Here is a 24866-nt window from a genome sequence, read left to right as displayed (position 1 = left end):
GTGATAAATGCAGTGGGAAAATAACATTTTTTTCCGGCCATTACTAATGGCTGATTACTAAAGATGAACAGACAAGGATCAGCGGTCTTCAAACAGGACAGTGCAGGACAGTACAGGACGCAACAGGACAGGAATGTATTATTCTTCACCTAAATTTATTTCCGTTAAGAATCGCCGTTTCATCACCAATCTAATTCCACTCGTTATGATTAAAGTTTACATCCTTTGTCGTAAAGGATATGCCCGTCTAGCACGTTATGGGGCCACTTTCTTACTCCTGTTCATTTGTTCACTTGGCTACGCACAAAAGAATACTATCACCGGTCAAATAACAGATGCAGCTGCCGGTTCTGCTCTTCCCAGTGTTACCATCGGCGTAAAGGGAAGCAGTCAGGGCGCTTTTAGTGATGCCAATGGCAGATATACAATTGCTGCCGGCAGCACAGATTCACTTGTTTTTAGTTTTATCGGCTATGTTACTAAAACGATTCACGTGGGTACCCGTACTAAAATCAGTGTACAATTGGAGTCCAGCAATAAATTGCTGAACCAGGTGGTGGTGGTAGGTTATGGTACCCAGCAAAAAAAGGATGTAACGGGATCCGTGGGTATTGTATCTATGAAAAATGTAAAAGACATGCCGGTAGCAGGTCCGGACCAGGCATTGGCCGGGCAGATTGCCGGTATACAGGTAAGTACCTCCAATGGTATCCCTGGTGGCGGTCCGCAGGTACAGGTGCGTGGTATTGGTGCAGTAGGCGCCGGCAGCCAGCCCTTATATGTTGTGGATGGCTATCCTTTGGCATCTTCTTCCGACCAGGTATCTGATCCGATGAATGCGATCAATCCACAGGATATAGAGTCTATGGCGGTTTTGAAAGATGCATCCGCTACGGCTATCTATGGTTCCAGAGGCGCCAACGGCGTAGTACTCATTACTACCAAAAGAGGCAGCTCCGGTATTCCAACCGTGCAACTCTCCGCTAACTACGGCCTGCAGCAGATTCCAAAGAAAGGACGCCCCGACCTGATGAACGGACAGGAGTTCGCGCAGTTCAGAAAAGAAGCGATAGAAGATAATATCCGGTTTACCGAACACCGCGAACCTACCGATGCAGACATTCCGGAAATATATCGTCACCCGGAACTGATCGGTGAAGGCACCAACTGGTTTGATGCCATTACACGCGTGGCGCCTATGCAGGACATCAACCTGAGTGTAAGTGGTGGTACCGAAAAAATCAGGACTTATATCTCTGCCGGTTATTATAACCAGGATGGTGTGGTGATCAACTCCGGTTACAAAAGATTTTCTGTAAGAGCTAACGTAGATGCCAATCTCTCTGACAGGTTAAAAGTAGGTTTTAACGTAGCACCTTCCTATACTACCCGCAAAGGCAACACCAACGGGGAAGGCCGTGGTGGATACTTCGGTATTGCCAGCCCCATTGAACCTATCTACAAACCAGATGGCAGCTACAATGCATATATTCAGAGTCCTGGTACCTTTGGACTTCCCAACCCGGTGATGTTCCTCAATGACGTCACTAATAAGTCCAAAAGCACCCGCATCCTTTTTAATACCTACGGAGAATACGAGATTATAAAAAACCTGAAGTTCAAATCTACCTTTAACGTAGACTACCAGGAAGGCGCCGGCGAGTATTTCATTCCTTCTACCATTGGCAGCACCAACACTGCACCACCCAGTATTCCTTCCGGTGGTTACAATAGTGGAAACTACCTGAACTGGCTAAACGAAAATACACTTACCTATCAGTATAATACCAGCAACGGTCATGCTTTCACCGGGTTACTGGGCTACAGTGTGCAATCGCAAAAAGAAGAATCCGCCGGTTTCAATGGCGCCAACTATCCTGATGATGATATTAAAACATTAAACGGAGCCGCCACCATCACCGGTGGTACCGACAAAACAGAATGGGCCTTATTATCTTATCTCGCCAGGATCAACTACGCCTATAAAGATAAATACCTGGTTACCGCTACCGTGAGAAGCGATGGTTCTTCCCGTTTCGGACCGGAAAACCGCTGGGGCACCTTCCCTTCTGTTGCCCTGGGATGGCGTATTTCACAGGAAGACTTTATGAAATCCTCCCGTATTTTCAGTGACCTGAAATTAAGAGCATCTTATGGTTTCTCCGGTAACTTCAATATTGGTAACTATTCTTACATGAGCAACATCGGCACCAGTGATTATGTACTGGGTGGTGCGCTAGCCGGTGGACGCGTAATGAATTCCCTGGGCAATCCTGCATTGGGCTGGGAAAAAATGCGTGAATTAAATATAGGCGTTGACGTTGGACTGTGGAAAGACCGTGTTTACCTGACCATTGATGCGTATAAAAGAAACACCCAGGATCTGCTGTTAAATGTGGAAGTACCTCAATCCAGTGGCTTCTCCACCGTAACACAGAACAAGGGTGACATGGAAAACAAGGGTCTTGAAATTGGTATCTCTTCCCGCAATATGGAAAGCAAATCATTTACCTGGACTACTAACTTCAACATTTCCTTCAACCGCAACAAAGTATTGCAGTTAGGAAAAGATAATGCACCTATTTACTCCGGTAACTCCAGTGAAGGCAATCCTACCAACGTAAGTATGGTCGGCAAACCGCTGGCAATGTTGTACGGATATGTATTTGACGGCATTTATCAGAACCAGGCAGAAGTAGACAAAGGACCGGCATTTCCGGGTGCGATTCCTGGTAATATCCGTTTCAAGGATATCAATGGCAATGGCGTGATTAATCCGCGGGAAGACTTTGCCATTATCGGCAATCCTTATCCGGACTTCAACTGGGGTTTAACCAATATCCTGAATTACAAAAAATTTGACCTCCGTGTATTAGTGGTGGGTTCTATGGGAGCTGATCGTTTACATGCCACCAATGATTACAATGGTAATATTGATGGTGTATTCAACGTAAGAAAAGATGTAGCTAACAGGTGGAGATCTGAATCCAATCCAGGCAACGGCAAAGTGCCTACTACCAATGGTTCCGGCCGGGGCAGGGTGATGTACAGAGATGTAAGTTCACTGACCGTAGAAAAAAACAACTATGCCTGGGTGAAAAATATTACGCTGGGCTACAGTCTTCCGAAATTTGGATTTGTACAAAGTGCCAGGGTGTATCTGAGTGTACAAAATGCGATCCTGTTCACTAAATACAGCGGCAATCCGGAAGTCACCAATTACCTGGGTAAAGGCGGTAGTGGCGCATTGGTACCGGGCATCGACTATTCCAGTTATCCGGTTCCAAGAATTTATTCACTGGGCGCTAATCTCTCCTTTTAATTCAGTTCCTAAAAGAATAGCAACATGAAAACGAAAATACCTTTTATCGCGCTTTTAGCGATCGCACTGAATGGATGTAACAATATGCTGGATGTAAAACCAAACTCTTTTTCCAGCGGATCCAATTATTATACAACAGAAGCCCAGATATTACGTGCTGTCAATGGCTGCTATGGACAATTACAGGGCTTTTACACCAGCGACTACTGGGCCATGTCCGAAATGAGAGCTGATAATACCAATTACCAGTATGATGAAAGTGATCGCGGTGCGCAACAGCGGGAAGAAATTGATGAGTTCCTGATCACCAACAGCAATAACTATGTGAATAATACCTGGGCACAATTGTATTATAACATACAACAATCCAATGTGATCATTTCCCGCATCGATGCGGTACCATTTGCAAACGAGGCAACTAAAAAACAATATACCGGCGAAGCTAAATTCCTCCGGGCCCTGTACTACTTTCACCTGGTGCGTCTTTTCGGCGGTGTGCCACTACTGGTGAAAGAAGTAGCCAGCCCGGAGCAGGCTTCCACTCCTAAAAAAGCAAGTGTAGCGGAAGTATATGCACAGATCATTGCAGATGCCACCGATGCTGCCGCCGGTTTACCCGCCAGCTATAGCAGCAGCCAAACCGGCAGGGCTACGAAAGGAGCCGCTTTAACATTGCTCGGCGATGTGTATATGACCATGAAAGATTATCCGAAAGCGGTGACCACCCTGCAACAGGTAGTGGCGCTGAATTATTCGCTGGTGGATAATTATGCAGATAACTTTGATCCCGCAAAAAAGAATAATACGGAATCTATTTTCTCGGTGCAGTATAACTCCGGCCTGGAAACAGAAAGCAGCAATTACATTTTTGTTTTTGGTCCGCGTAACGGCAAAAAAGACCTGACCGGCTTCAACGGCAATCTCGGTGGTTGTAATATGCCTACGCCCAGCATCGTAAATGCGTATGAACCAAAGGATAAAAGAAAGGATGCCTCTATCTTCATGTATGATAGTCCTACCAATGCTGCTTTTGCAGAATCTGTTGCTTTCGGGGGCAAATTACCGCTCATCCGTAAATTCTATCATCCCCCTTATGCACTGGATGGTCGCGCCAATGAGAACTGGCCGGTATACCGCTATTCACAGGTGCTGCTGATGCTGGCAGAAGCCATCAATGAAACCGGTAATGGCGACCCACTGCAGTATATAAATCCCGTACGTAAACGCGCCGGATTAGACCCAGTGCCGGCATTAGGTCAGTCGGCTTTCCGTGATACCGTATTCCACGAACAGCGCGTTGAGCTGGCGTTTGAAGATCAACGCTGGTACCAGCTGCTTCGCACCGGCAAAGCCTTGTCGGTAATGACTGCACATGGTATTGAAGAGAAAAAGCGTTTGACCAGGCTCAGCCCTGCTTCTTATAACATACAGGCGTACCAGTTATTATACCCGATTCCTGAAAGAGAAATAAGATTGAATGGATTTGAACAAAATACCGGCTGGTAAAAAAAATAGAAAAAAAGGGGAAACGTTCACTATATTACTACAGCTATACTGAACGACCCATATCAATAGTATCATCTCAGGAACTTATTCAAGAATATATTATGACCACGTTAAGAAAAAGACCATTCAGGCTACTAGTGCTCATTTCCACCGTTTTTATAACGGGGGTGGCCTGCAATAACGGAAACGACTCAACGTCAAAAGACAAGGTAACAGGGAATTCGAAAATTGACGCTTTAAAATTACCTGATAATTTTAAGGCCGAACGGCTGTACAGTCCTGGCGACAACAAACAAGGGTCCTGGGTGTCCATGACCTTTGACAACAAGGGTCGTATGATTGTGTCTGATCAGTATGGCTTCCTCTACCGGCTTCAATTACCTGCTGTGGGCGAAGATTCGTCTAAACTGAAAATTGAAAAGCTGAATATCGGCAACGATACGTCTACCCAAAAGGTGTCTATGGGTTATGCACAGGGATTGCTTTATGCATTCAACAGCCTGTATGTAATGGTGAACCATAACAGCGATGACCGCTTCAACAAGGGCAGTGGTCTATATCGCCTGCAGGACACCGATGGCGATGATCAGTTTGATAAAGTGACCATGCTGAAAGCGTTGGATGGTGAAGGAGAACACGGCCCACACAGCATTGTGTTGTCTCCTGATGGAAAATCCATTTATGTGATTGCCGGGAATTTTACAAAAATACCGGAGATGAATACCTATAAGGTGCCTCCTTCCACGAACATCGATAACATTCTGCCGTTTATCAAAGACCCTAACGGTCACGATAATACGGTGAATACACACGGCGGATGGATTGCGCATATTGATTCTACCGGTACCAACTGGGAACTGATCAGCTCCGGCTTCCGCAACCCTTTTGATCTTACCTTTAATGATCAGGGGGATATGTTCACCTATGACTCTGATATGGAGTGGGATTTTGGTACACCCTGGTATCGTCCTACACGCATTTGCCAGGTGACCAGCGGCAGTGAATACGGCTGGCGCCCGGGTACGGAAAAATGGTCTCCTGCCTATCCGGATAATTTACCTCCGCTATTAAATATAGGCCAGGGCTCTCCTACTAACCTCATCTATGGTGGCAAAGCACGTTTCCCGGAGAAATACCGCAAATCATTGTTTGCGTTTGACTGGAGCTTTGGCATTATCTACGCTATCCATCTGCAACCTGAAGGCGCTTCCTACAAAGCCAGCGCGGAAGAATTCCTTTCCGGATCTCCGCTGCCGCTGACAGATGGCGTGATTGGTCCCGATGGCGCTTTGTATTTCCTCACCGGTGGTCGCAGACTGGAATCAGATCTCTATCGTGTATATTATAAAGACAATAAAGAAAGTAACGAACCACTGGCGGCAACTACACCTACCGAAGGCGCTAACATCCGCAAACAACTGGAAGCGTATCATGGTGGTGCCAAGCCCGGTGCCGTTGATTTTGCATGGCCCTACCTGAAAAACGAGGATCGCTTTATCCGCTTTGCCGCGAGAGTCGCTATCGAAAATCAACCGGTAAGCCAGTGGCAGAATAAAGTACTGCAGGAGAAAGATCCTGAAACGCTGATACAGAGCAGCATTGCATTGGCCCGTCAGGGTAAGGAAGATGTGAAGAAGTTATTGCTCCCACAACTCATGACCATTAACTATGCCCAGCTGTCGCCTTCCCAACAGATAGATCTGCTCCGCGCATTTGAGCTGGTATTTGTGCGCATGGGAAAACCTGATGCTGCCTTATCTGCGCAAATAGCCACTTATCTCGATCCACAGTATCCGGCCGGCAACAATGATCTCAACAGATCACTGAGCAAGGTACTGGTATACCTGGATGCACCCAAAGCGGTAGAAAAAACCATGGCTTTGCTGGCTGCCGCCAAAGATGATACGGCAGCACAGAAAACAGCCATGCAGTCTGCCGACCTGATTATGCGTAACCCACAGTATGGATTGGATATAGCAGGGATGCTCTCTAAAATGCCGCCATTACAACAAACCTGGTATGCGACAGTTTTAAGTCAGGCAAAGAATGGCTGGACGCCCGCTTTACAGGAACAATATTTCCAATGGTTCTATCATGCATTTACGTATAAAGGCGGACATAGTTTCATTGGCTTCATTAACAATGCGCGTAAAAATGCGCTGGCCAACGTACCGAAAAGTGAGTTGGCACATTTCAACCAGGTATCCGGTGATTCCCTGCTGAACAGCAATGGCAACCTCGCCCAGGGTTATGCGCAGCCTGTAGGACCCGGCAGAAACTGGAAGCTGGACGAAGCCGTGAAAGTGGTAGACAGCGGATTAACCAACCGCAATTTTGAACAGGGTAAAGCCATGTTTGCTACTTCCCTCTGCAGCTCCTGTCATGGTATGCGTGGCGAAGGCGGTGTAGCTGGTCCGGATCTAACGCAGCTGGGTACACGTTTTTCCAGCAAAGATATCCTGGAAGCAATCATTGATCCGAGCAAAACCATTTCTGACCAATATGGCGCCACTGTTTTCTCGCTGAAGAACGGCGGTTCCGTAGTAGGTCGCCTGGTGAGCCAGGACAAAGATAAATATATCATTTCGCAGAATCCTTTTGCGACTACCGAAACGAGGGAGTTGAAAAAGAGCGAAGTAGCCGGCACCAAAACGTCTACTGTTTCTGTGATGCTGCCAGGGCTGATTAACCGTCTCAATGAAGATGAACTGAGAGACCTGCTGGCTTACCTGAAAGCTGGTGGCAACAAAGAGGATGCGGTATTTGCAAAACCGAAGCAGGCGAGTAAATAATATTTTTTCCGGAAGATAAATAACGCGGATGGCTATACAAAAACAGGCATGGGAACATAAGCTATCGAACCATTTACAACTGGGCGGTATAGAAACGGCGGTGCTGGACAATGGCCCCGGCAGGGGCACCCGCATCGCCTGGATCAATACCGGTGCCGGCTTACGGTATAAGGTAGTGATAGATCGCGCCATGGATATTGCAGATGCTTTTTTCAATCAGCATAGCCTGGCATGGATCAGTCATGGTGGCGTTACCGCACCGCAAAGATTAACTGACAAAGGTTTGGACTGGCTCCAAACCTTTGGCGGTGGACTAATGACCACCTGTGGCCTCACTCATGTAGGCGGCCCTGAATCAGATGAATATGGGGAACGGGGATTGCATGGCCCCATCAGTAATACGCCGGCAGAAATCATTTCCATTATACAACCCGATCCGGTAAATGGTCAGATGGAGATGAGCATTACCGGCATTATACAGCAGGTACAGGTACTGGGTCCTCAGCTGGTATTGAAACGTACCATCTCCGGCACACTCGGCAAAGCCGGTATCCGTGTACATGATGAAGTCATTAACAGGGGCAATACTACCGCGCCACATATGCTCCTGTACCATTTCAACTTTGGCTGGCCGCTGGTAGACGAAGGTGCAGACATCTGCTGGGAGGGCGATTGGCGCTCCCGTGCAGGCAATCCGGATCACATCTTCCGGCAGGATAATAATTACAAAAAATGCATGGCGCCGCAGGATAGTCATGCTGGTGGCGGAGAAGAAGCCGCCATCATTGATGTTGCCGCCGGCGCCGACGGATGGTGTACCTGCGGTATTCATAATGCCGGCTTGGCACTGGCGCTTTCCCTTCGTTTTAAAAAACAACAACTACCCGTGCTCACCAACTGGCAGCACTGGGGCAAAGGCGAGTATGTGATGGGGCTGGAACCCGGTACCCATCCACCTACGGGGCAGGCGAAGGCCCGCAGGGAAGGTACGCTGATTATGATGACGCCGGGAGAAAGCAGACACTATGAACTGCAGGTAGACCTGCTGCATACTGCCGCCGCCATTGAACAATTTAAAACTGATCTTTCAACCTCCATACATCATTAAGCCATGGAAAAATTAAGTTTAGCTGCAAAAGCACTCGAACAGGGACAAGGGATTCTCCGACTGGCACCAAACTGGGTACCCAGATCATTTTGTGTGCCAGGCCGGCGAATCAAATTACACCCGGATGATTATTACATCCTGGGAGGCGAAAGAGGCGGCATCGATGAGCGTTGGCTGTCCTCTACCACTCCGGCAAAGAACGGGCCTCTAACGGGCGAAAATGAGGGTTTAAGCATGGTCGTGGTGAGTGATGGTAACAGTACCCAACAATTTTTATTAAAAGATGCCATCAGCGAATTAAAAGACCAGCTGATTGGCAAAAGACTCTGGGATCAATATGGCGCCTGGCCCATGTATTCCAAATTTTTTGATAATATGGGACCACTCCCCCATCATATTCATCATAACGATGAAAAAGCAGCACTGATAGGACAGGCAGGAAAACCGGAAGCCTACTACTTTCCACCACAGCTGAATAACCATGGTGGTGATTTCCCTTATACATTTATGGGTATTGCCCCCGGTACTACTAAAGAACAGATCAAAGAATGCCTCGTGAATTTCACCAAAGGCGATAACAAAATCACCAACTACTCTCAGGCATACCGGCTGGAACCCGGCACCGGATGGGATGTACCGCCGGGATTGTTACATGCCCCCGGTAGCTTGTGTACCTACGAACCACAAAAAGCTTCTGATGTATTCGCGATGTACCAGTCGCTCGTAAACGAAGCCATTGTACCGGAAGTATTGCTCTGGAACGGCACACCCAAAGAAAGCATCGGCGATTATGATGCGCTCATGGACGTGATAGACTGGGAACTGAACGTAGACCCCAACCAATTCCAGCATCGCTTCATGCCACCTAAACTGGCTGCTAACGGAGATGGATATACCGAAAACTGGGTATGCTATAAATCAGATGCTTTCAGCGCCAAAGAGCTCACCGTAGCACCCGGCGCCACAGTAGTAATAAAAGACAGTGCCGCCTACGGCATCATTGTGATGCAGGGCCACGGTAAAATGGGCGTATGGGATATAGAAACCCCTGCACTGATCCGTTACGGGCAGCTCACCAATGATGAATTTTTCATCAGCGAAGCTGCAGCCACTGCAGGTGTTACCATCGTAAATACTTCTGCCACGGATCCTATTGTAATGCTGAAACATTTTGGTCCGGGTAACCCAGACCTGGTGCTGTAATTACTGACTAAAAAAATCTGCGTGATGAAAGAAAATAATTATCCAAAACTCCACAATGCCACCTGGCCGGGCATTGTAGGCAAGGGTGATGGTTCAGAACCGATCATTCCATTTGATACCCTGCTGGAAATGACAGCCAAAGCCGAAGTAGACGGCGTTAAATTCGATGGCATCGACATCGGGTTGTTTGACCCGCATGTATCTGTAGATAGCACTGATGATGATCTCAAAAGACTGGCAGATAAAGTAGCTTCCTACAACCTGGAAATAGGTAGCCTCGTTGCACCTATCTGGCCTCCGAGCGGTGGCTCGGCGATGGGCAGTAAAGAAGAGCGGGCACGGTTTGTAGAGGAGGTGCGCAAGTCGTGCCGCGTAGGCCAGCGGCTCCGGGAGCTGGGCATCCGGCCCAATGGCATTGTGCGTATCGATTCTGCCTCCACCCCTGAAAGCTGGGCACAGGACCCTGCCGGCAACACCAAACTGATTGCACAAACTTTCCGGGAAGCTTGTGACGTAGCAGCTGATTATGGCGAAAAACTCGCTGCAGAGGGCGAAATCTGCTGGGGCGGCATGCACAGCTGGAAAGCAATGCTGGATACATTACAGGCGGTAGACAGACCTAATATTGGCTTCCAGGCCGATATGTCGCATACCTTCCTGTACCTGCTGGGATATAATAGCCCGGAGGATCGTATACTGCCGTCAGATTTTGACTGGAAAGACCGGGACGCCCTCGCAACAGGATTGCGTACGCTCACGAATGCATTGCGTCCCTGGACGACCGATTTTCATGTAGCACAAAATGATGGTACCGTACATGGCACCGGCTCACACGATAAAACAGGCAGACATTGCCTCGCCACTGATCCCAACGGCAAACTGAACATTGCCGTGGATGCAGGTTACTGGCTGCGTGACGATAAAGGGGAACTCACCAAAGCGTTCCAGCATATTTGCTGGGATGGCTGTATGTTTCCCAATGCAGTGATGACCCAGGCAAAAACCTGGAATGATATCCTCGCCGCCATGATCAATGTACGTCAGTTGCATGGCTGGCAGGAATAGATTTTCAACAACATAATCAGTGACAACTATGACACAAAAGAAAGAACTGAGGATAGGATTAATAGGCTGTGGTTTTATGGGCAGAACGCATTCCAACGGATACCTGCGTGTAAAGAATTTCTTCCCTCAACTCGCCTATGTGCCGGTGCTGAAAGCAGTATGTTCCCGCACAGAAAGTAAAGCCCGCGCTTTTGCCGATCAGTGGGGTTATGAATCAGTAGAAACCGACTGGAAAGCCTTACTGGCCAGGGAAGACATCGATGCAGTAGATATCTGCACACCCAATGATATGCACGCCGAAATTGCCATCGCCGCTGCGGCTGCCGGCAAAATGATCCTTTGTGAGAAGCCGTTGGCAAGAACCCTGGCGGAATCTGAAGGCATGGTAACCGCCATCGAAAAAGCAGGCGTGCCTAATACAGTATGGTATAACTACCGTCGTTTGCCAGCTGTTACTTTAGCTAAAAAAATCATTGACTCCGGGAAACTGGGACGCATTTTTCATTACCGCGCCAATTTCCTTCAGGACTGGACCATCAACGCCAACCTCCCACAGGGCGGCGAAGGCCTTTGGCGCATGGATGCAGACGTGGCCGGTTCCGGCGTATTGGGCGACCTCCTCTCCCATTGTATCGACACGGCGTTATGGCTGAATGGTAGTATTTCTACCGTTACTGCCATGACAGAAACCTTTGTAAAAGAACGCATGCATCAACTCACCGGCAAAGTAGAAAAAGTAAATATTGACGATGCCTGCTCCTTCCTGTGTCGCTTCAATAACGGCTCGCTGGGACTCTTTGAATCAACGCGTTATGCACGCGGACATAAAGCTTTATATACATTCGAAATCAACGGGGAACATGCTTCTATACGCTGGGATCTGCATGATTTAAACCGACTGGAATACTTCGATAACGCAGACGAATCTACGCTGCGCGGATGGCGTTCCATCCACGTAACAGATGGAGACCAGCCCTATATGGATAAATGGTGGGTACCCGGACTGGGCATCGGCTACGAACATTCCTTTGTTCACCAGGTAGCAGATTTCATGTTAAGCCTGGAAACCGGCACGCCATGTTCTCCTACATTTAAAGAAGCGCTGGAAACACAGAAAGTTTGCCAGGCAGTATCAGACTCGGCCAACAGCGGCACCTGGAAAAACACAGATGCTGCATAACTATCGCCGGTGGATATACGAAAAACAAACATCTTAAAATAACAACTATGCTGAAAAGATCCAGTGCCCTGTTTATTCCGTTGGTGGCAGCCGCCGCGCTGTTTTCCACCAGCAGCTGCCAGACCGTCAGCAGCATGGGCAACTATAGTGGCTTCGTTGAAATCTTTGATGGCAAAACATTAAAGGGCTGGGAAGGTGACGGCGTTCACTGGCGCGCAGAAAATGGTAACCTGGTAGGTGAAGTAACACCGGCAACATTGCTCAAAACCAATACCTTTCTTATCTGGCAGGGCGGACAACCTGCCAACTTTGAACTCACCTGTGAGTTCAGGATTACCAGCGGTGGCAACAGTGGCATTAACTATCGCAGTGTGCCGGTAGAAAATGTACCACATGCCCTGAAAGGCTATCAGGCAGATATTGATGGCGCCAACCGTTATACCGGCCAGAACTACGAAGAACGTGGACGCACCACGCTCGCGTATCGCGGACAAAAAACCACGATTCCGGCTCCCACCACCTCATTGCAGGATGGTATCAAAAACAACGCCTGGACCGCCGCCCTGGTGACCGGCTCCCTGGGGAGCAGCGATTCCCTGCAAACATTGATTAAAAGTGAAGACTGGAATAAATGTCATCTTATCGTGAGAGGCAATCGTTTACAACACTACATCAATGATGTGCTGATGAGTGAAGTAACCGACAATGATAAAGTAAACGGTAAAGCCAAAGGCTTACTGGGCGTACAAGTACATGTGGGGCCACCCATGAAGGTGGAATACCGGCATATTATGCTGAAACGTCTTTAAGCGGAGCGGAGGATATTTCCTCCGCTCTTTTTTTATTATATTAGCTGCATTAAAATTGGAAACGATGCAGCTATCTATTGCCATAGACATGGACGAAACGATTGCCGACCCTATCAAAAAAGCCAGAGCATGGTACTACAGGGATTACGGCAAAACATTCACCACGGAAGAACTACACGGCAAAACTCTCTCAGATATTTTGCCGGAAGAACATAAAGCCAAAATAAAAGAATACCTCAACACTCCCGGATTTTTCCGCGACCTGGAAATATTTCCCAACGCAAGGGAAGTAGTGAAAGAGCTGAATAAAAAATATAAAGTATATATTCTCTCTGCCGCCATGGAGTTCCCCAACTCCCTAAAAGATAAGTACGACTGGCTGCAGGAATTCTTCCCTTTTCTCGGCTGGCAACAGTATTGCTTTTGCGGGGACAAATCCATTGCACAAACAGATATCATGATCGATGACCTGACACGTAACTTCACCAACTTCAAAGGGAAAGCCTACCTGTATCATGGACATCATAACGTGCATGAAGAAGGCTATGAGCGGATCCTGAACTGGGAAGATGCCGCGAAAAAATTATTGTAAGACTACTGACGGATAATTCTGCCGTCTTCCATTTCTATAATACGGTTGGTATTTTCAGCAAACTCCGGATCATGCGTAACGATCAGCAGGGTTTGATGATATTGTAATGCCAGCTCCTGGAAGATATCAAATACAATCTGTCCGTTTTTCTTATCGAGGTTACCGGTAGGTTCATCCCCCATAATAATGGCGGGATCATTGATCAGCGCGCGGGCAATGGCCACTCTTTGCTTTTGTCCGCCGGAAAGCTGGTTCGCATTCTTTAGTGCCAGGTCTTCCATATGCAGCATACGCAGGCGTTCCATCGCACGATGTTCTACTTCCTGTTCTGAATATTTATTAAGTTTCAACCCCGGCAACATCACGTTTTTCAATACCGTAAACTCATTGAGCAGGTAGTGGAACTGGAATACAAAACCTATTTTTTCATTGCGGATCCGCGCCAGTTGCTTTTCCTTTTGACCAGTCACCAGCTTCTGCTCAATCCAGATCTGCCCTTCATAGTCGGTATCCATCGTAGATAAAATGTATAGCAAGGTAGACTTTCCGCAACCTGATTTCCCTACTACCGCCACAAACTCCCCTTTATTCACAGACATGCTCAGGTCATTCAGTACCGGTACGGTTACCGGATCATGAAAGTACTTGTTGATATGACTGGCTTGCAGGATAACGTCGCTCATCTTATTTTCCTCTTATAATAATGACAGGATCTACTTTGCTGGCTTTTCTCGCAGGAAAGTAACCGGCAAAGTAAGTAGTGACCAGTGAAAATATAGCTCCTATAAAATAGAAGGCCGGATTATAATTCACGGGAAAAGTAGTAATGGTGGGCAGCGCCGCTGTGTGGAACGGAATCTGGTCAATAACGGCAGATAAACAAAAGCCCAGGACCAGTCCTACCAAACCGCCAGCCAGCCCAATGCTCAGTGCAATCACAATAAATATCCGGTTTACATCACTACCCGAAAAACCCGTAGCTTTCATGATCGCAATCGCATCCATCTTTTCATAGATCATCATGTTCAGAATATTATAGATCCCAAACCCTGCTACAATCAATAACGTGATGCCCACAGAATAGGAAATCAATGTCCTGATAAAACTGCCGGTTTCAAATTGTGAATTAGCGGTTTGAATGTCTTCTGTATCAGCCTGAAATAAGCCGCCATATTCTTTCGCCACTGCAGGCGCCTGGCTCATATCTTTCAGCTTCACCTGTATATCCGTGATATAATTATTGGGTTTCCCCAGTAATTTCTGTGCGGTATTGATAGATGCATAACATTGTACTTTATCAAAGTCCTGCAGCCCCGATTGAAAGTAGCCCACTACTTTCAGCGGCATGATGTCTCCCTGCGAAGTAGTCACCTGTACCACATCTCCGGGATCTGCCAGCAGCTTATCAGCGACTCCTTTACCCAGAATAATGCTGTTAGGTACGTTTTTCAGGTCGATCGCTTTTCCTGTAATGATGTAATCATTAAAATGAAACAGGTTGCTTTCCGATTGTACATCAATACCATTTACCACGCCGGTAATATCGATGGTACCTGCATTAAAGAACACCGGTGCAATAATTTTAGGAGCGAAGCCCAGTACCCTGTTATCATTTTTCAGTACTTCCATGATGGCCCCGCTGTTGAATATTTCCTGGCGCCCACTGGCCGACTTTACGGACTTAATAAAGTTATGGTATTGCTTATACTGGCCCGAAACGTTGACAGGCTGATGTTTGCTGGGTTTGATATCGTTATAGATACGTACATGTGGTGTTCTGTTCAGCACCAGTCCATCCAGTAATCCATTTAAACCGGTCATAAAACTCAGCAATGCAATGAACATCGTAATACTGAATGTAACGCCTATCGCTGCTACCAGCGTTTGTTTCCAGCGGGCGCGCAGCAATGAAAATGATATGCTGAAAATTAGTTTGTGGTTCATGGCGCCGGCTTAATAATAACATCTCCTGAACTTAGTCCGCTGATGATTTCTACTTTCTGATAATCCTTCAGCCCCGTTACCACTTTCTTCTTCTCTTTATTTTCCAGCATTACATAATCATCTTCTAAAAGATAATTACGGGGGATAATTAATGCTTTATCTTTTGTTTGAATCACGATATTGGCTTCGAGCGTGAGATTAGGATATACTACCGGTGGCGTTGTAATAAACCGGGCATCTACCGTAAAAGACCTGGACCTTTCATTCATGAATGGATATATCTTTTCTACAACCGCTTCAAATGCCTGTCCCTTATAGCTATCCAGTGTAATGAATACTTTTTGTCCCAATTTAATGCGGGCAATATCATATTCGTCTGCCTGTAATTCCAGGTAAAAGTCGTGCGATGCACCGATGATGGCCACCGGGCTCTGTGTATTCACCATCTCTCCTGCTTTCTTCAACAAACTATATACCCTGCCATCGATATCGCTTTTAACGGTATAGTCATTTTTCTGGGTGGTACTGATCTCCAGGTTTTTACCGGATTGGCTGGCAGTGAAGCGGAGTTGTTTCTGCAGGTCGTTGTATTTATACAGGGCTACATTGTAGTTGGTAAGGGAACTTTTATAGGCCAGTTCTGCCTGTTCCACCTGTAGCTGGCTCCCTATCTGCTGTTCCCATAGCCGGCGTTGACGGGCGAGCAGCAGTGAATCATTATTCAATTTATTTTTGGCCAGATCTATATTTACTTTGAGCTCATTGAGTTTATCTTCATTGGCGCTCACTGAAGCGTAAGCGGCCGACAGGGCGGCATTCTCTGTATTCAGCTTCGCTGTTTCATTCAGTATCACCATCAGGGGATCACCCTTTTTCACAGTATCTCCTTCGGTAACAGGAATGCTTACAATTAACCCGTTTACTTTTGAAAACACCTGGTACTGGTGCCTGCTTTTAATAATGCCGGATGCATATACCGATTCGGAAATTTTCTCGGCTACTGGCTGTGTCTTTTCCCATTTACTTTTACAGGAAGATAATAAACAGATGACCAGTATTATTTTAATTGCCTTCATGCAATATATTTTTCCTGCCAGATGAATACCGGCAGTGCGTCATTAGTAGTTTGTAATCATCAAATGTACTGCATATGACAGAAATCGTGATATCTGTAACCCTTAAAAATTTGTACCTTCATACCTGGCCCACGCTTAAATGATATGATGTATGGGAAAATTCTTTGATGATATTAAACCGCAGCACCAGGACTTCATCGCTGCACAGAAAATGTTTTTTGTCGCCTCCGCCCCACTCACTACCCAGGGACATGTTAATCTTTCGCCTAAAGGATTGGATAGTTTCCGCGTGTTTTCTTCCACACGGGTGGGTTACCTGGACATTGTAGGCAGCGGCAATGAAACGTCTGCCCACATCCGGGAAAACGGGCGCATCACCTTTATGTTCTGTGCTTTTGATGGCCCACCCAATATTCTGCGCTTATACGGGAAAGGCTATACGGTTTTGCCTACAGATCCTGAATGGGACGAATTGTCGGCCCACTTTACGCTGATGCCTGCCACCAGGCAGATTATAGTAGCCGACATTCATAAAGTGCAGACCTCCTGCGGCTTTGGGGTCCCCCTATACGAATACACCGGGGAAAGAGATCATGCCGCCAAATGGGCTGCAGCAAAAGGCCCTGAAGGTCTCGAAATCTACAAGGCAGAAAAGAATATGGTGAGCCTGGATGGACTACCTACAGATCTGGGGGCATAAAATTGTCAGAGGGATTTGTATATTTGAGGACATCTCCACGATATGAATAAACGCCAGCGCTATGTGTCCCTGTTCCTGCTCTGTTGTATCAGCATCCTCTCCCAATGTATCAGCAAAGCACCAAAAAAGGAAGACCTGAGAGGGAATCAATTTGCCGGCGCGCCCGCCTGTGCAGGCTGTCACCAAAGTATTTACACGGCATTCCTTCGTTCTGCCCATCATAATACCAGCAGACCGGCATCCAAAACAACGGTCCTTGGCAGCTTTTTGTCGCCCGATAATGTGTTCACCTACAGCAATGGTATAAAGGTACAGATGAAAGCACATGACAGTGCGCTTTTTCAGGCCGCCTACACCAACGACTCCCTTACCACTGTACATCCCTTTGATATAGCCATCGGTTCAGGCAGAAAAGCACAGACTTACCTGTACTGGAAAGACGACAAATACTACCAGTTACCATTGTCTTACTTTGTACCAGCAGCTAACTGGGCCAATAGTCCCGGGTTTCCGGCAGCCTATCCACGCTTTGACCGGGTCATACCCAGCACCTGTTTCGGTTGCCATAGTTCTGGCGTTGCTTTTAAGGAGGTGAAAATGGAGGGACTGCACCTGGCGGAAACATTTAAGAAAAACGAAGTGGTGTACGGCATAGATTGTGAACGTTGTCATGGTGCAGCCGCTGCACATGTGGAATATCAGTCTGCCCATCCCGGAGAAAAGCAGGCAAAGTATATCACCACCATCTCTTCCCTAAAAAATCAACAACGGCTGGACATGTGCGGGCTATGTCATTCCGGGCTTAAAACACCGCAGAAATCAGCGTTTAGCTACCAACCCGGCGATCCGCTATCCGACTATTTCTTTCCGGATCCGGGCAAACCCGCCAAAGCCACAGAAATGGATGTACATGGCACACAATACCAACTGTTCACTGCCAGCAAATGTGCTGTCATGAGCGCGGATATGAACTGTTCTTCCTGTCACAACCCGCATACAAAGGAAAGTGATGATATTGCGGTGTTCTCCCAGCGCTGTATGAACTGCCATCAAACCACAGGTGATCATTTCTGCAAACAAAAGGGATTTGCCGCATCTGTATTGGCAGCCAATTGTATCGACTGCCATATGCCTGCGTTGCCATCGGGAAACATTACGTTATTGACCAATGGACAAACCAAGCCTACACCGGATTTTATACGCACACACCTGATTAGTATTTATCCGGAAGAAACAAAAAAAGTAATTGAAAGACTGAGAAAAAAGTAAGCGGAACAGCTGCTTTAAGGCACCACGGAAATAAACATATACGTTGCCAGTATCACCAGCAACACAATGCCCTGCAGAATATTTGTCTTCCCCGCATTAAACGAAATGCTGATCGTAAATAAGGAAAGTATGAGCAGCAAAGTCGACTTGGCGTCAATGCCCAGCGTTACCCGGAAGCCTGCAAAATAACTGACGATAGCTACCGCCGGAATGGTAAGCCCGATACTGGCCAGGGCCGATCCCAACGCCAGGTTTAAGCTGGTTTGCAAGCGGTTTTGCCCAGCCGCCCTGATGGCGGCTATTCCTTCCGGGAGGAGAATAACCGCTGCGATGATAACGCCTACCAATGTTTTGGGAGCACCCAGATTCACCACAATCGATTCAATCGTAGGCGATAATTTCTTGGACAATAACACCACTACGGCCAATGATACAATTAACAACAGCACACTGATAGTAGCGGTTAAATGAGAGGGTGGGTCTGCATGTATATCTTCATCTCCCGGTGCCGCATCTTTAGGCAGGAAATAATCCCGGTGGCGGATCGTTTGTACAGCCACAAAACTACCATACAATACAATGGAAATGATAGCCACGAAAATAAGCTGACTACTGGAATAGATAGGCCCCAGCTCCGTGGTGGTATAATTGGGTAATACAAGTGTTAATATCGAAATGGCACTCAGCGTTACCAGGGCAGCACTTACGCCCTGCTTAATAAACGCCTGTTCTTTGTAAAGGTATCCACCTAAGAATAAAGACATCCCGATGATGCCGGAGAGAATCAGCATAATAGCCGCAAACACCGTATCACGGGCCAGTGTGGAATCCTGTCCTGCTTCAGTGAGCATGATAGAGACAATCAGGGATACTTCAATCACCGTAATGGCAAGTGCTAAAATAAGCGTACCATAAGGCTCTCCCACTTTATGAGCCACTACCTCTGCATGATGCACAGCCGATAATACCACGCTGATCAGCGAGATGCCCATCACAGCAGCAAAGATGCCTCCATCAAATTCGCTTGCCAATGCCAGTAATACCAAACCAATCAAAGGGCTGATAATACTCCACATGGGTAAAGTAATTTTCCATTTTTTGTAGAGAAAATGATTGAACGCCATGTATTTAAGATACAGAAAATTAAGCAAACCGGGCGCATTTGTGAATTTGCGCCCCACTATTTTTTATCTGGCATAGAATTTAGGCCCTGTCATTTTATAAATCATCATGTATGCATATTGTATCAGGCGCAACGGGTCACGTTGGCACCTTCGTAGCCAACGCGCTGCTGGAACGCAAAGAATCCGTCACTGTTATTCTTCATCATCCTGAAAAGGCGGAACGTTGGAAACAGAAAGGCGCCCAGGTAGCCATAGCAGATGTTCTTGACACAGAAAAACTACAAGCCATCTTTGAAAACGGCAAACGTCTTTTTCTGTTAAATCCTCCTGCAGCTCCAAACTCAGACACTGTCAGCAAAGAACTTGAAACACTTGCAGCTATCTTACAGGCACTCAAAAGCAGTAATATTGAGAAGGTGGTAGGTGAATCGACCTACGGAGCCCAGGCAGGTGAAGGCATCGGGGATTTGGGCGTTTTGTATAAAATGGAACAGGAATTAAAAGCAGCGTCTATCCCTAATAGCATCATCCGGGCTGCCTACTATATGAGTAACTGGGATACTTCTTTGGCCACCGCCGTAAAGGATGGAAAAGTACATACCATGTATCCTGTCGACTTTAAACTACCAATGGTGGCGCCGAAAGATATCGGAAAGATAGCCGCAAGACTGATGCTGGCGCCTATTAATCATACAGGTCTACATTATGTGGAAGGACCGGAAACGTATTCAGCAACAGATGTAGCTGCTGCATTTACGGTTGCTCTCGGGAAACCGGTACAAGCCGTGGAAACGCCGGCTGATCAATGGGAACGAATGCTGGAAAGTAATGGTTTCTCAAAAATAGCCGCTGCCTCCATGATAGCCATGACCAATATTACCCTCAAAGGAGCCTATACCAAGCCCAATCTACCAGAGCGTGGCATTACTACCATTCAACAGTATATTACCACATTAGTGAGCAAAGCTGCAGGAAAAAAAGTAATTTCTTAAGGCTGAGCAGGATGTTCCCGCCTCCAGCCTTCAGCGAAGTATTTACCTGACTCCTGGATGAATTGATAGTATTGATATTCATTCTCGAAGCTCAGGAGCATTTCGTAGGTGGGGCGGTATTCTTTCATGAAAACTTCCAGCGCCGGTGATGTAAGGCCGGTTATTTTCTTTACCAACTCCTTATTAAACCGGTGGTCGATGTATTTCTCCCGTTCTTCCCGCTCCATGAAGCGTCGGAAGTTCTCCATCCGTTTGATCTTCTTCATGCTGAACAAAGCGTCCAGGTTGATCCCCACTCCCATACCGCTGGTTCCACCGCCAGACAGGTATTCCGGTGAGTAATCAAATACTTTACGATATTCTTCCCGGTTCTTCAGTGAATCTGAGAGGTAATCCCCAAGGCGCATGGTCGATACCACTACGGTAGGTAAAACATGTGTATCCACATGCAGACTTATATCGTAAGGGCGGTTGTTGTTGATCTCTTTTACGGCGAATTTCATGGTCGCCTTTCCCTGGTAGGAAAAACTGATGGAGTCTGTGAGCGGCAAAACAATCGAGTAATGCCCGGCAGAATCAGATACTGCGCCCGCACCTGAATTACTCATTACGCTTACTCCCGGCAGCCCAAATCGCGCTGAACGGTCGAAGGTAGTACCATGAATCCTTACCTGTCCGCTGGAAACCAGCCGGAACAGGATGAATACGCTCAATATGACAGTTGTTCTTAAAATACCGGATTTCCCCATTTTGGCCCAATCTAAGACAGGATAAAAACATAAGCAAGAATAACTAAAATATTAACAATTCATTCTCTATTTCAATAGGTCTGATTATATAAAATGTTCCGGTGAACATTAACTAATAGTTTTCAAGTTGGCCATAGCAGTTCCATATATTCGCAGGGATAACATCATATAGCCGTTACCGTTGGCTGCGGTATGAAGAAGTCCTTCCTCCTGGGGTATTAAAAATTTCTATTTCCCGGGAATATTCTTTAGTAAAAACTTCAATCCGTCCACCACATCGCCATCAACTTTGTTATTGATTTTAAACGGTATTTCGGTTGGTACCACCGTCATACCTAGTTTTTGCAATTGAACAGTATCTACCCTGGCAATATAACTACCAGAGGCAAGTCCAATGAAACTAAAGAAGCCATCTTCCTCACTTAATACGTGCGCAACCAGATGGTGGCGCTGATCATATATCATCACTGTAATACGCCCCAGGCCCGTTTGCCTGCTGCCATCTTCCTGGTAAACGGTTCCAGACACCTCCCCTACCACTGAAACAGGTATTTCTACCAGCTTAAGCTGGTTGGGTTCAATATAAATACTCATCGTCTTCTTCTTCAACTGCCAGGCAATATTCTCAAAATTATTCTGAGTCATATCGATAAAATAATTGGAGTAGGGCTCAATGCTTGTGACAGAAATAGTAGTGTCCTTTTTATTCATCACAATGCGACCACCATTCAATGATAACTGAAGTCCTGCTACTTTCGGCTCACCGGCATCGCGGTGACCATTGTTGTTCAGATCAAGAAAAGGAAGGACAATAATCCCCCCGGTCCCTACATTGCTTCGATTATTGAAATCCGTATATCCGGTTTTTCCATTGTGTATTAAACTGCCTCTGGCAGATTCTATCAACGTGGTTAAATTGTCGGTGCGCCACGCGGAAATGCTAACCTGTGAGAAAGAAAAATCATACCGCAGGCTTAGTCCCACATTGGTGAAATGACTTTTAAAGTTCTGTTCGTATGTTACGTTCATATAGGCATGACGAAACATATATTTGCCCACTTCACACCGCGTTGAAATGATACGGCTTTTGTCGTATTCATATTGGATCTGTGGCGTGAGCGTCAGTCTTGCCGGAAGCCGGAAAGACAAGGAAAGGTTACTATATACGTAAGGATCTGATGCCTCTGCAAAAATTCCATAGGTGGTGAGATTGGCGCCAACTCCGAATAATGCACCGGACATCAGCCATTCCGCAGTTGTATATTTTGTTCCCGGCAGGATGATCTGATCCAGTGTAATCCGGGAAAACAGTGCAAACCGTTGACCTGAAAACGATTTTGATACGATCAGCTTTCGTTCTTCGAGGTAATTAAAATTAATGGCTTTCTGTCCTTTTTTGTACCGGGTATAATCCAGTTCAAACTGCAGGTTGGAGGGCATACGATAGCTCAGTATACCTCTCCCTCTAACGTTATAGGTATAGTCGCCGGATAACAGCAGGTTCGGCGCCAATCTCGCTGAAACATTAACAAAAGGCATAGTGCTCCCGGTTGTTACAGAAGAAAGATATTCTATACCACCGCCAAAGCTCAGGTAACGGGCAGCCCCGTAATTGAAATTGACCCGTGCAAACCGGCTGTTAACACTATCTTCCACTACCCCTGCACTGGCAGTATATTCGAATTCACGGCGCGGGAGGAAATTAAATGGTACGCTGATACTTTCTTCACGCGTGCGTTCTTCACCCCATGGACTATAGAAGCGGAGTTTTACCAGTGAATTACCATATACCAGTGGTACCTGGAAAGTAAAAAAACCAGAGGCATCTGCAACGGCATAATTTACCAGTTCATTATTTACATACAGTTCTACTGTCCAACCAGGTTCTGTAAAATTACTCAGGGTATAAGAACCAAAAGAACGGCGGTAGGTAGTGGGGGTATTAGTAACCTGCACACCTACTACCGGATCATATATAGAGGAGATAGACTGCGTAAATATCTTTCCTGCGATCACCTGCCGCAATGCCGGATGATTATTATTGACATAACGCCACCGGTAGTACTGCTGTTTCTGATCGAAAGGCCGGATGACATACATAGTGCTATCAGTACTGAAAGGCGGACGTTGGTCGGCGTATTTATTATAGTTGAGAGAAACCGTTGCTTCACCCCCTGCCAGCGTTGCGCCCAGGGAAAGGTTTAACAAAGCATCGTTGCCTCCTGCTGATCTTTGTGTGGTAATCACAGACCAGTCTGCCATGCCAAATTGAAATAACCGGTACGTGTGACCAAGAGTTGTATCTGCCTTTACCTGTCCTTTAAGGCGATTGAGATTCTTGTGCATTAATTCCTGCCGCATTTCCCGGATAGCTGGTAACTCCAACTTTGTTGTCATATTAACAGACAAGCCACGAAAGTTAAACTTACAATCCAGTCCGAATACCTGACCGAAAATAGTTGACTTCAAGAAAAGTCCTGTAGTTGTACTTATAAAATCGTCCTTGCCGAGATCATATACTTTGTCCTGGTACTGAATGCGATGATTCAATTTATCGATGAGGAACGGAGCCTGTTCTGTAATAAAAAATCCCGATACGGTATCACCGCCTCCGGAGAGGGTATTCCTGATCTTTAAAAAATCAAATACATCGGTAACAGACAGGTAGGCAGTTTCTTCATTGATATTGGCGGGAATTTCTTTCCCTCCTATTCCCTGTACCACCAGGAATACCGAGGTTTCATAATAGTCATCAGGGGTTTGCCTGGCAAAAGCAGATGCGCTTATACAAGTCAGTAGTATCACCGCCAACACCAGCTTCCGCAGTACTGAGCCACTGCTTCGCTGGAATTTTTTTTGGGGAAAACGATGAGGGATACTATCTGACATTATGATTGCTTTATGGTGGTTATTCCTGGATAAAAGTGACTAAAAATGAGCCACTATAGGAGCCCGCAGGATTGGCCAGCGGACTTCCTACGATCAGCGTACCACCTATCCGGACCAACGTCCGGGCAGGTGGTACAGCCGTTGCGATAAAAGGGGAGCCTGTACTCGATGCGCCCACATGCAATTGCAGAAAACCACCATTACTGCCGCTAAGTGTAACATCAGGACCATTCATAATCGTGATGAGGGTACCCGGATTGGCATCTATCTCAAAAATGGCCGGGGAAAAAGGAAAGCCAAGATTTGCCTGCACAATACTCCCCGTAACAGTACGTGAGCCATCCGGATAAATGATCACCGTACCACCCGATAAGCCTTGAAAAAAAGCGCCAAAAATAAGGCCCTGTGAGGGGTTTACATAAATTGTAACAGGACGGGGCGGCTGTTGCTGAGCACTGACAAACAGATGCGTCAGTAAAAGCAGTACCGTCCACACGAACACCCGTATTCCACTTTTCAAAAATATGCCTGAGAAGATCATGACTG

General features: G+C 46.6%; 19 protein-coding genes. 12 read left to right on the top strand and 7 right to left on the bottom strand.

Annotated features, from left to right (window positions below; genetic code table 11):
* The first annotated feature begins 205 nt into the window (after positions 1-205).
* The 9 genes from AB4Z08_RS16910 to AB4Z08_RS16870 all read left to right on the top strand — a co-directional run bounded on the left by AB4Z08_RS16910 (position 206) and on the right by AB4Z08_RS16870 (position 13577).
* Entirely contained in the window at positions 206-3322 is a 3117-nt protein-coding gene (locus tag AB4Z08_RS16910) for a SusC/RagA family TonB-linked outer membrane protein (RefSeq protein WP_441574943.1), read from the top strand.
* A gap of 24 nt (positions 3323-3346) precedes the next feature.
* The gene (locus AB4Z08_RS16905; RefSeq protein ID WP_441574942.1) at positions 3347-4828 is read left to right on the top strand and encodes a RagB/SusD family nutrient uptake outer membrane protein; all 1482 of its coding nucleotides are present in this window, start codon (positions 3347-3349) and stop codon (positions 4826-4828) included.
* A 101-nt stretch (positions 4829-4929) separates the two neighbouring features.
* Positions 4930-7620: a c-type cytochrome gene (locus AB4Z08_RS16900; protein ID WP_441574941.1), complete on the top strand. Its 2691-nt coding sequence runs from the start codon at positions 4930-4932 to the stop codon at positions 7618-7620.
* 28 nt (positions 7621-7648) lie between these two features.
* Entirely contained in the window at positions 7649-8728 is a 1080-nt protein-coding gene (locus tag AB4Z08_RS16895; RefSeq protein ID WP_441574940.1) for an aldose 1-epimerase family protein, read from the top strand.
* A gap of 3 nt (positions 8729-8731) precedes the next feature.
* Positions 8732-9931 carry a class I mannose-6-phosphate isomerase gene (locus AB4Z08_RS16890; RefSeq protein ID WP_441574939.1) on the top strand — a complete coding sequence of 400 codons (1200 nt, stop codon included), beginning with the start codon at positions 8732-8734 and terminating at the stop codon, positions 9929-9931.
* Positions 9932-9955: 24 nt separating this feature from the next.
* Positions 9956-10996, top strand: a complete 1041-nt coding sequence (locus tag AB4Z08_RS16885; protein ID WP_441574938.1) for a sugar phosphate isomerase/epimerase family protein — start codon at positions 9956-9958, stop codon at positions 10994-10996.
* Positions 10997-11024: 28 nt separating this feature from the next.
* A complete protein-coding gene (locus tag AB4Z08_RS16880) occupies positions 11025-12176 on the top strand; it encodes a Gfo/Idh/MocA family protein (RefSeq protein WP_441574937.1) in 1152 nt (383 codons plus the stop codon).
* A gap of 47 nt (positions 12177-12223) precedes the next feature.
* A complete protein-coding gene (locus tag AB4Z08_RS16875) occupies positions 12224-12985 on the top strand; it encodes a 3-keto-disaccharide hydrolase (RefSeq protein ID WP_441574936.1) in 762 nt (253 codons plus the stop codon).
* A 64-nt stretch (positions 12986-13049) separates the two neighbouring features.
* The gene (locus AB4Z08_RS16870) at positions 13050-13577 is read left to right on the top strand and encodes a 5' nucleotidase, NT5C type (protein WP_441574935.1); all 528 of its coding nucleotides are present in this window, start codon (positions 13050-13052) and stop codon (positions 13575-13577) included.
* Between the two features lie 2 nt (positions 13578-13579).
* Here the strand turns inward: AB4Z08_RS16870 and AB4Z08_RS16865 are convergent, their stop codons facing one another.
* From AB4Z08_RS16865 to AB4Z08_RS16855, 3 genes are read right to left on the bottom strand one after another with little or no spacing between them, the layout of a single operon-like run.
* Positions 13580-14260, bottom strand: a complete 681-nt coding sequence (locus tag AB4Z08_RS16865) for an ABC transporter ATP-binding protein (RefSeq protein WP_441574934.1) — start codon at positions 14258-14260, stop codon at positions 13580-13582.
* A 1-nt stretch (position 14261) separates the two neighbouring features.
* On the bottom strand, positions 14262-15521 hold the full coding sequence (locus tag AB4Z08_RS16860; protein ID WP_441574933.1) for an ABC transporter permease: 1260 nt from the start codon (positions 15519-15521) through the stop codon (positions 14262-14264).
* A complete protein-coding gene (locus tag AB4Z08_RS16855) occupies positions 15518-16597 on the bottom strand; it encodes an efflux RND transporter periplasmic adaptor subunit (RefSeq protein WP_441574932.1) in 1080 nt (359 codons plus the stop codon). Before AB4Z08_RS16855 ends, AB4Z08_RS16860 begins: the two co-directional genes overlap by 4 nt.
* A gap of 151 nt (positions 16598-16748) precedes the next feature.
* Here AB4Z08_RS16855 and AB4Z08_RS16850 point away from each other — a divergent pair, with 151 nt between their 5' ends.
* On the top strand, positions 16749-17297 hold the full coding sequence (locus tag AB4Z08_RS16850; protein ID WP_441574931.1) for a pyridoxamine 5'-phosphate oxidase family protein: 549 nt from the start codon (positions 16749-16751) through the stop codon (positions 17295-17297).
* 42 nt (positions 17298-17339) lie between these two features.
* Positions 17340-18566, top strand: a complete 1227-nt coding sequence (locus AB4Z08_RS16845) for a multiheme c-type cytochrome (RefSeq protein WP_441574930.1) — start codon at positions 17340-17342, stop codon at positions 18564-18566.
* A gap of 14 nt (positions 18567-18580) precedes the next feature.
* On the opposite strand, the gene AB4Z08_RS16840 is transcribed toward AB4Z08_RS16845, so the two are convergent.
* Positions 18581-19642 (bottom strand): calcium:proton antiporter, encoded by a 1062-nt coding sequence (locus tag AB4Z08_RS16840; RefSeq protein ID WP_441574929.1) that lies wholly within the window; start codon positions 19640-19642, stop codon positions 18581-18583.
* 158 nt (positions 19643-19800) lie between these two features.
* Between AB4Z08_RS16840 and AB4Z08_RS16835 the strand changes: the two genes are divergently transcribed.
* Positions 19801-20682, top strand: a complete 882-nt coding sequence (locus AB4Z08_RS16835; RefSeq protein ID WP_441574928.1) for an NmrA family NAD(P)-binding protein — start codon at positions 19801-19803, stop codon at positions 20680-20682.
* Here the strand turns inward: AB4Z08_RS16835 and AB4Z08_RS16830 are convergent.
* The 3 genes from AB4Z08_RS16830 to AB4Z08_RS16820 form a co-directional block, all read right to left on the bottom strand.
* On the bottom strand, positions 20679-21431 hold the full coding sequence (locus AB4Z08_RS16830; RefSeq protein WP_441574927.1) for a hypothetical protein: 753 nt from the start codon (positions 21429-21431) through the stop codon (positions 20679-20681). The two genes, AB4Z08_RS16835 and AB4Z08_RS16830, sit on opposite strands and share 4 nt — an antisense overlap.
* A gap of 228 nt (positions 21432-21659) precedes the next feature.
* Entirely contained in the window at positions 21660-24320 is a 2661-nt protein-coding gene (locus tag AB4Z08_RS16825) for a carboxypeptidase-like regulatory domain-containing protein (protein ID WP_441574926.1), read from the bottom strand.
* Between the two features lie 19 nt (positions 24321-24339).
* On the bottom strand, positions 24340-24861 hold the full coding sequence (locus AB4Z08_RS16820) for a DUF4402 domain-containing protein (protein WP_441574925.1): 522 nt from the start codon (positions 24859-24861) through the stop codon (positions 24340-24342).
* Positions 24862-24866: the final 5 nt, after the last annotated feature.

The organism is Chitinophaga sp. RAB17 (assembly GCF_052114225.1).
Taxonomy (GTDB): Bacteria; Bacteroidota; Bacteroidia; order Chitinophagales; family Chitinophagaceae; genus Chitinophaga.
This window is presented reverse-complemented; position numbering and strand designations above follow the sequence as displayed.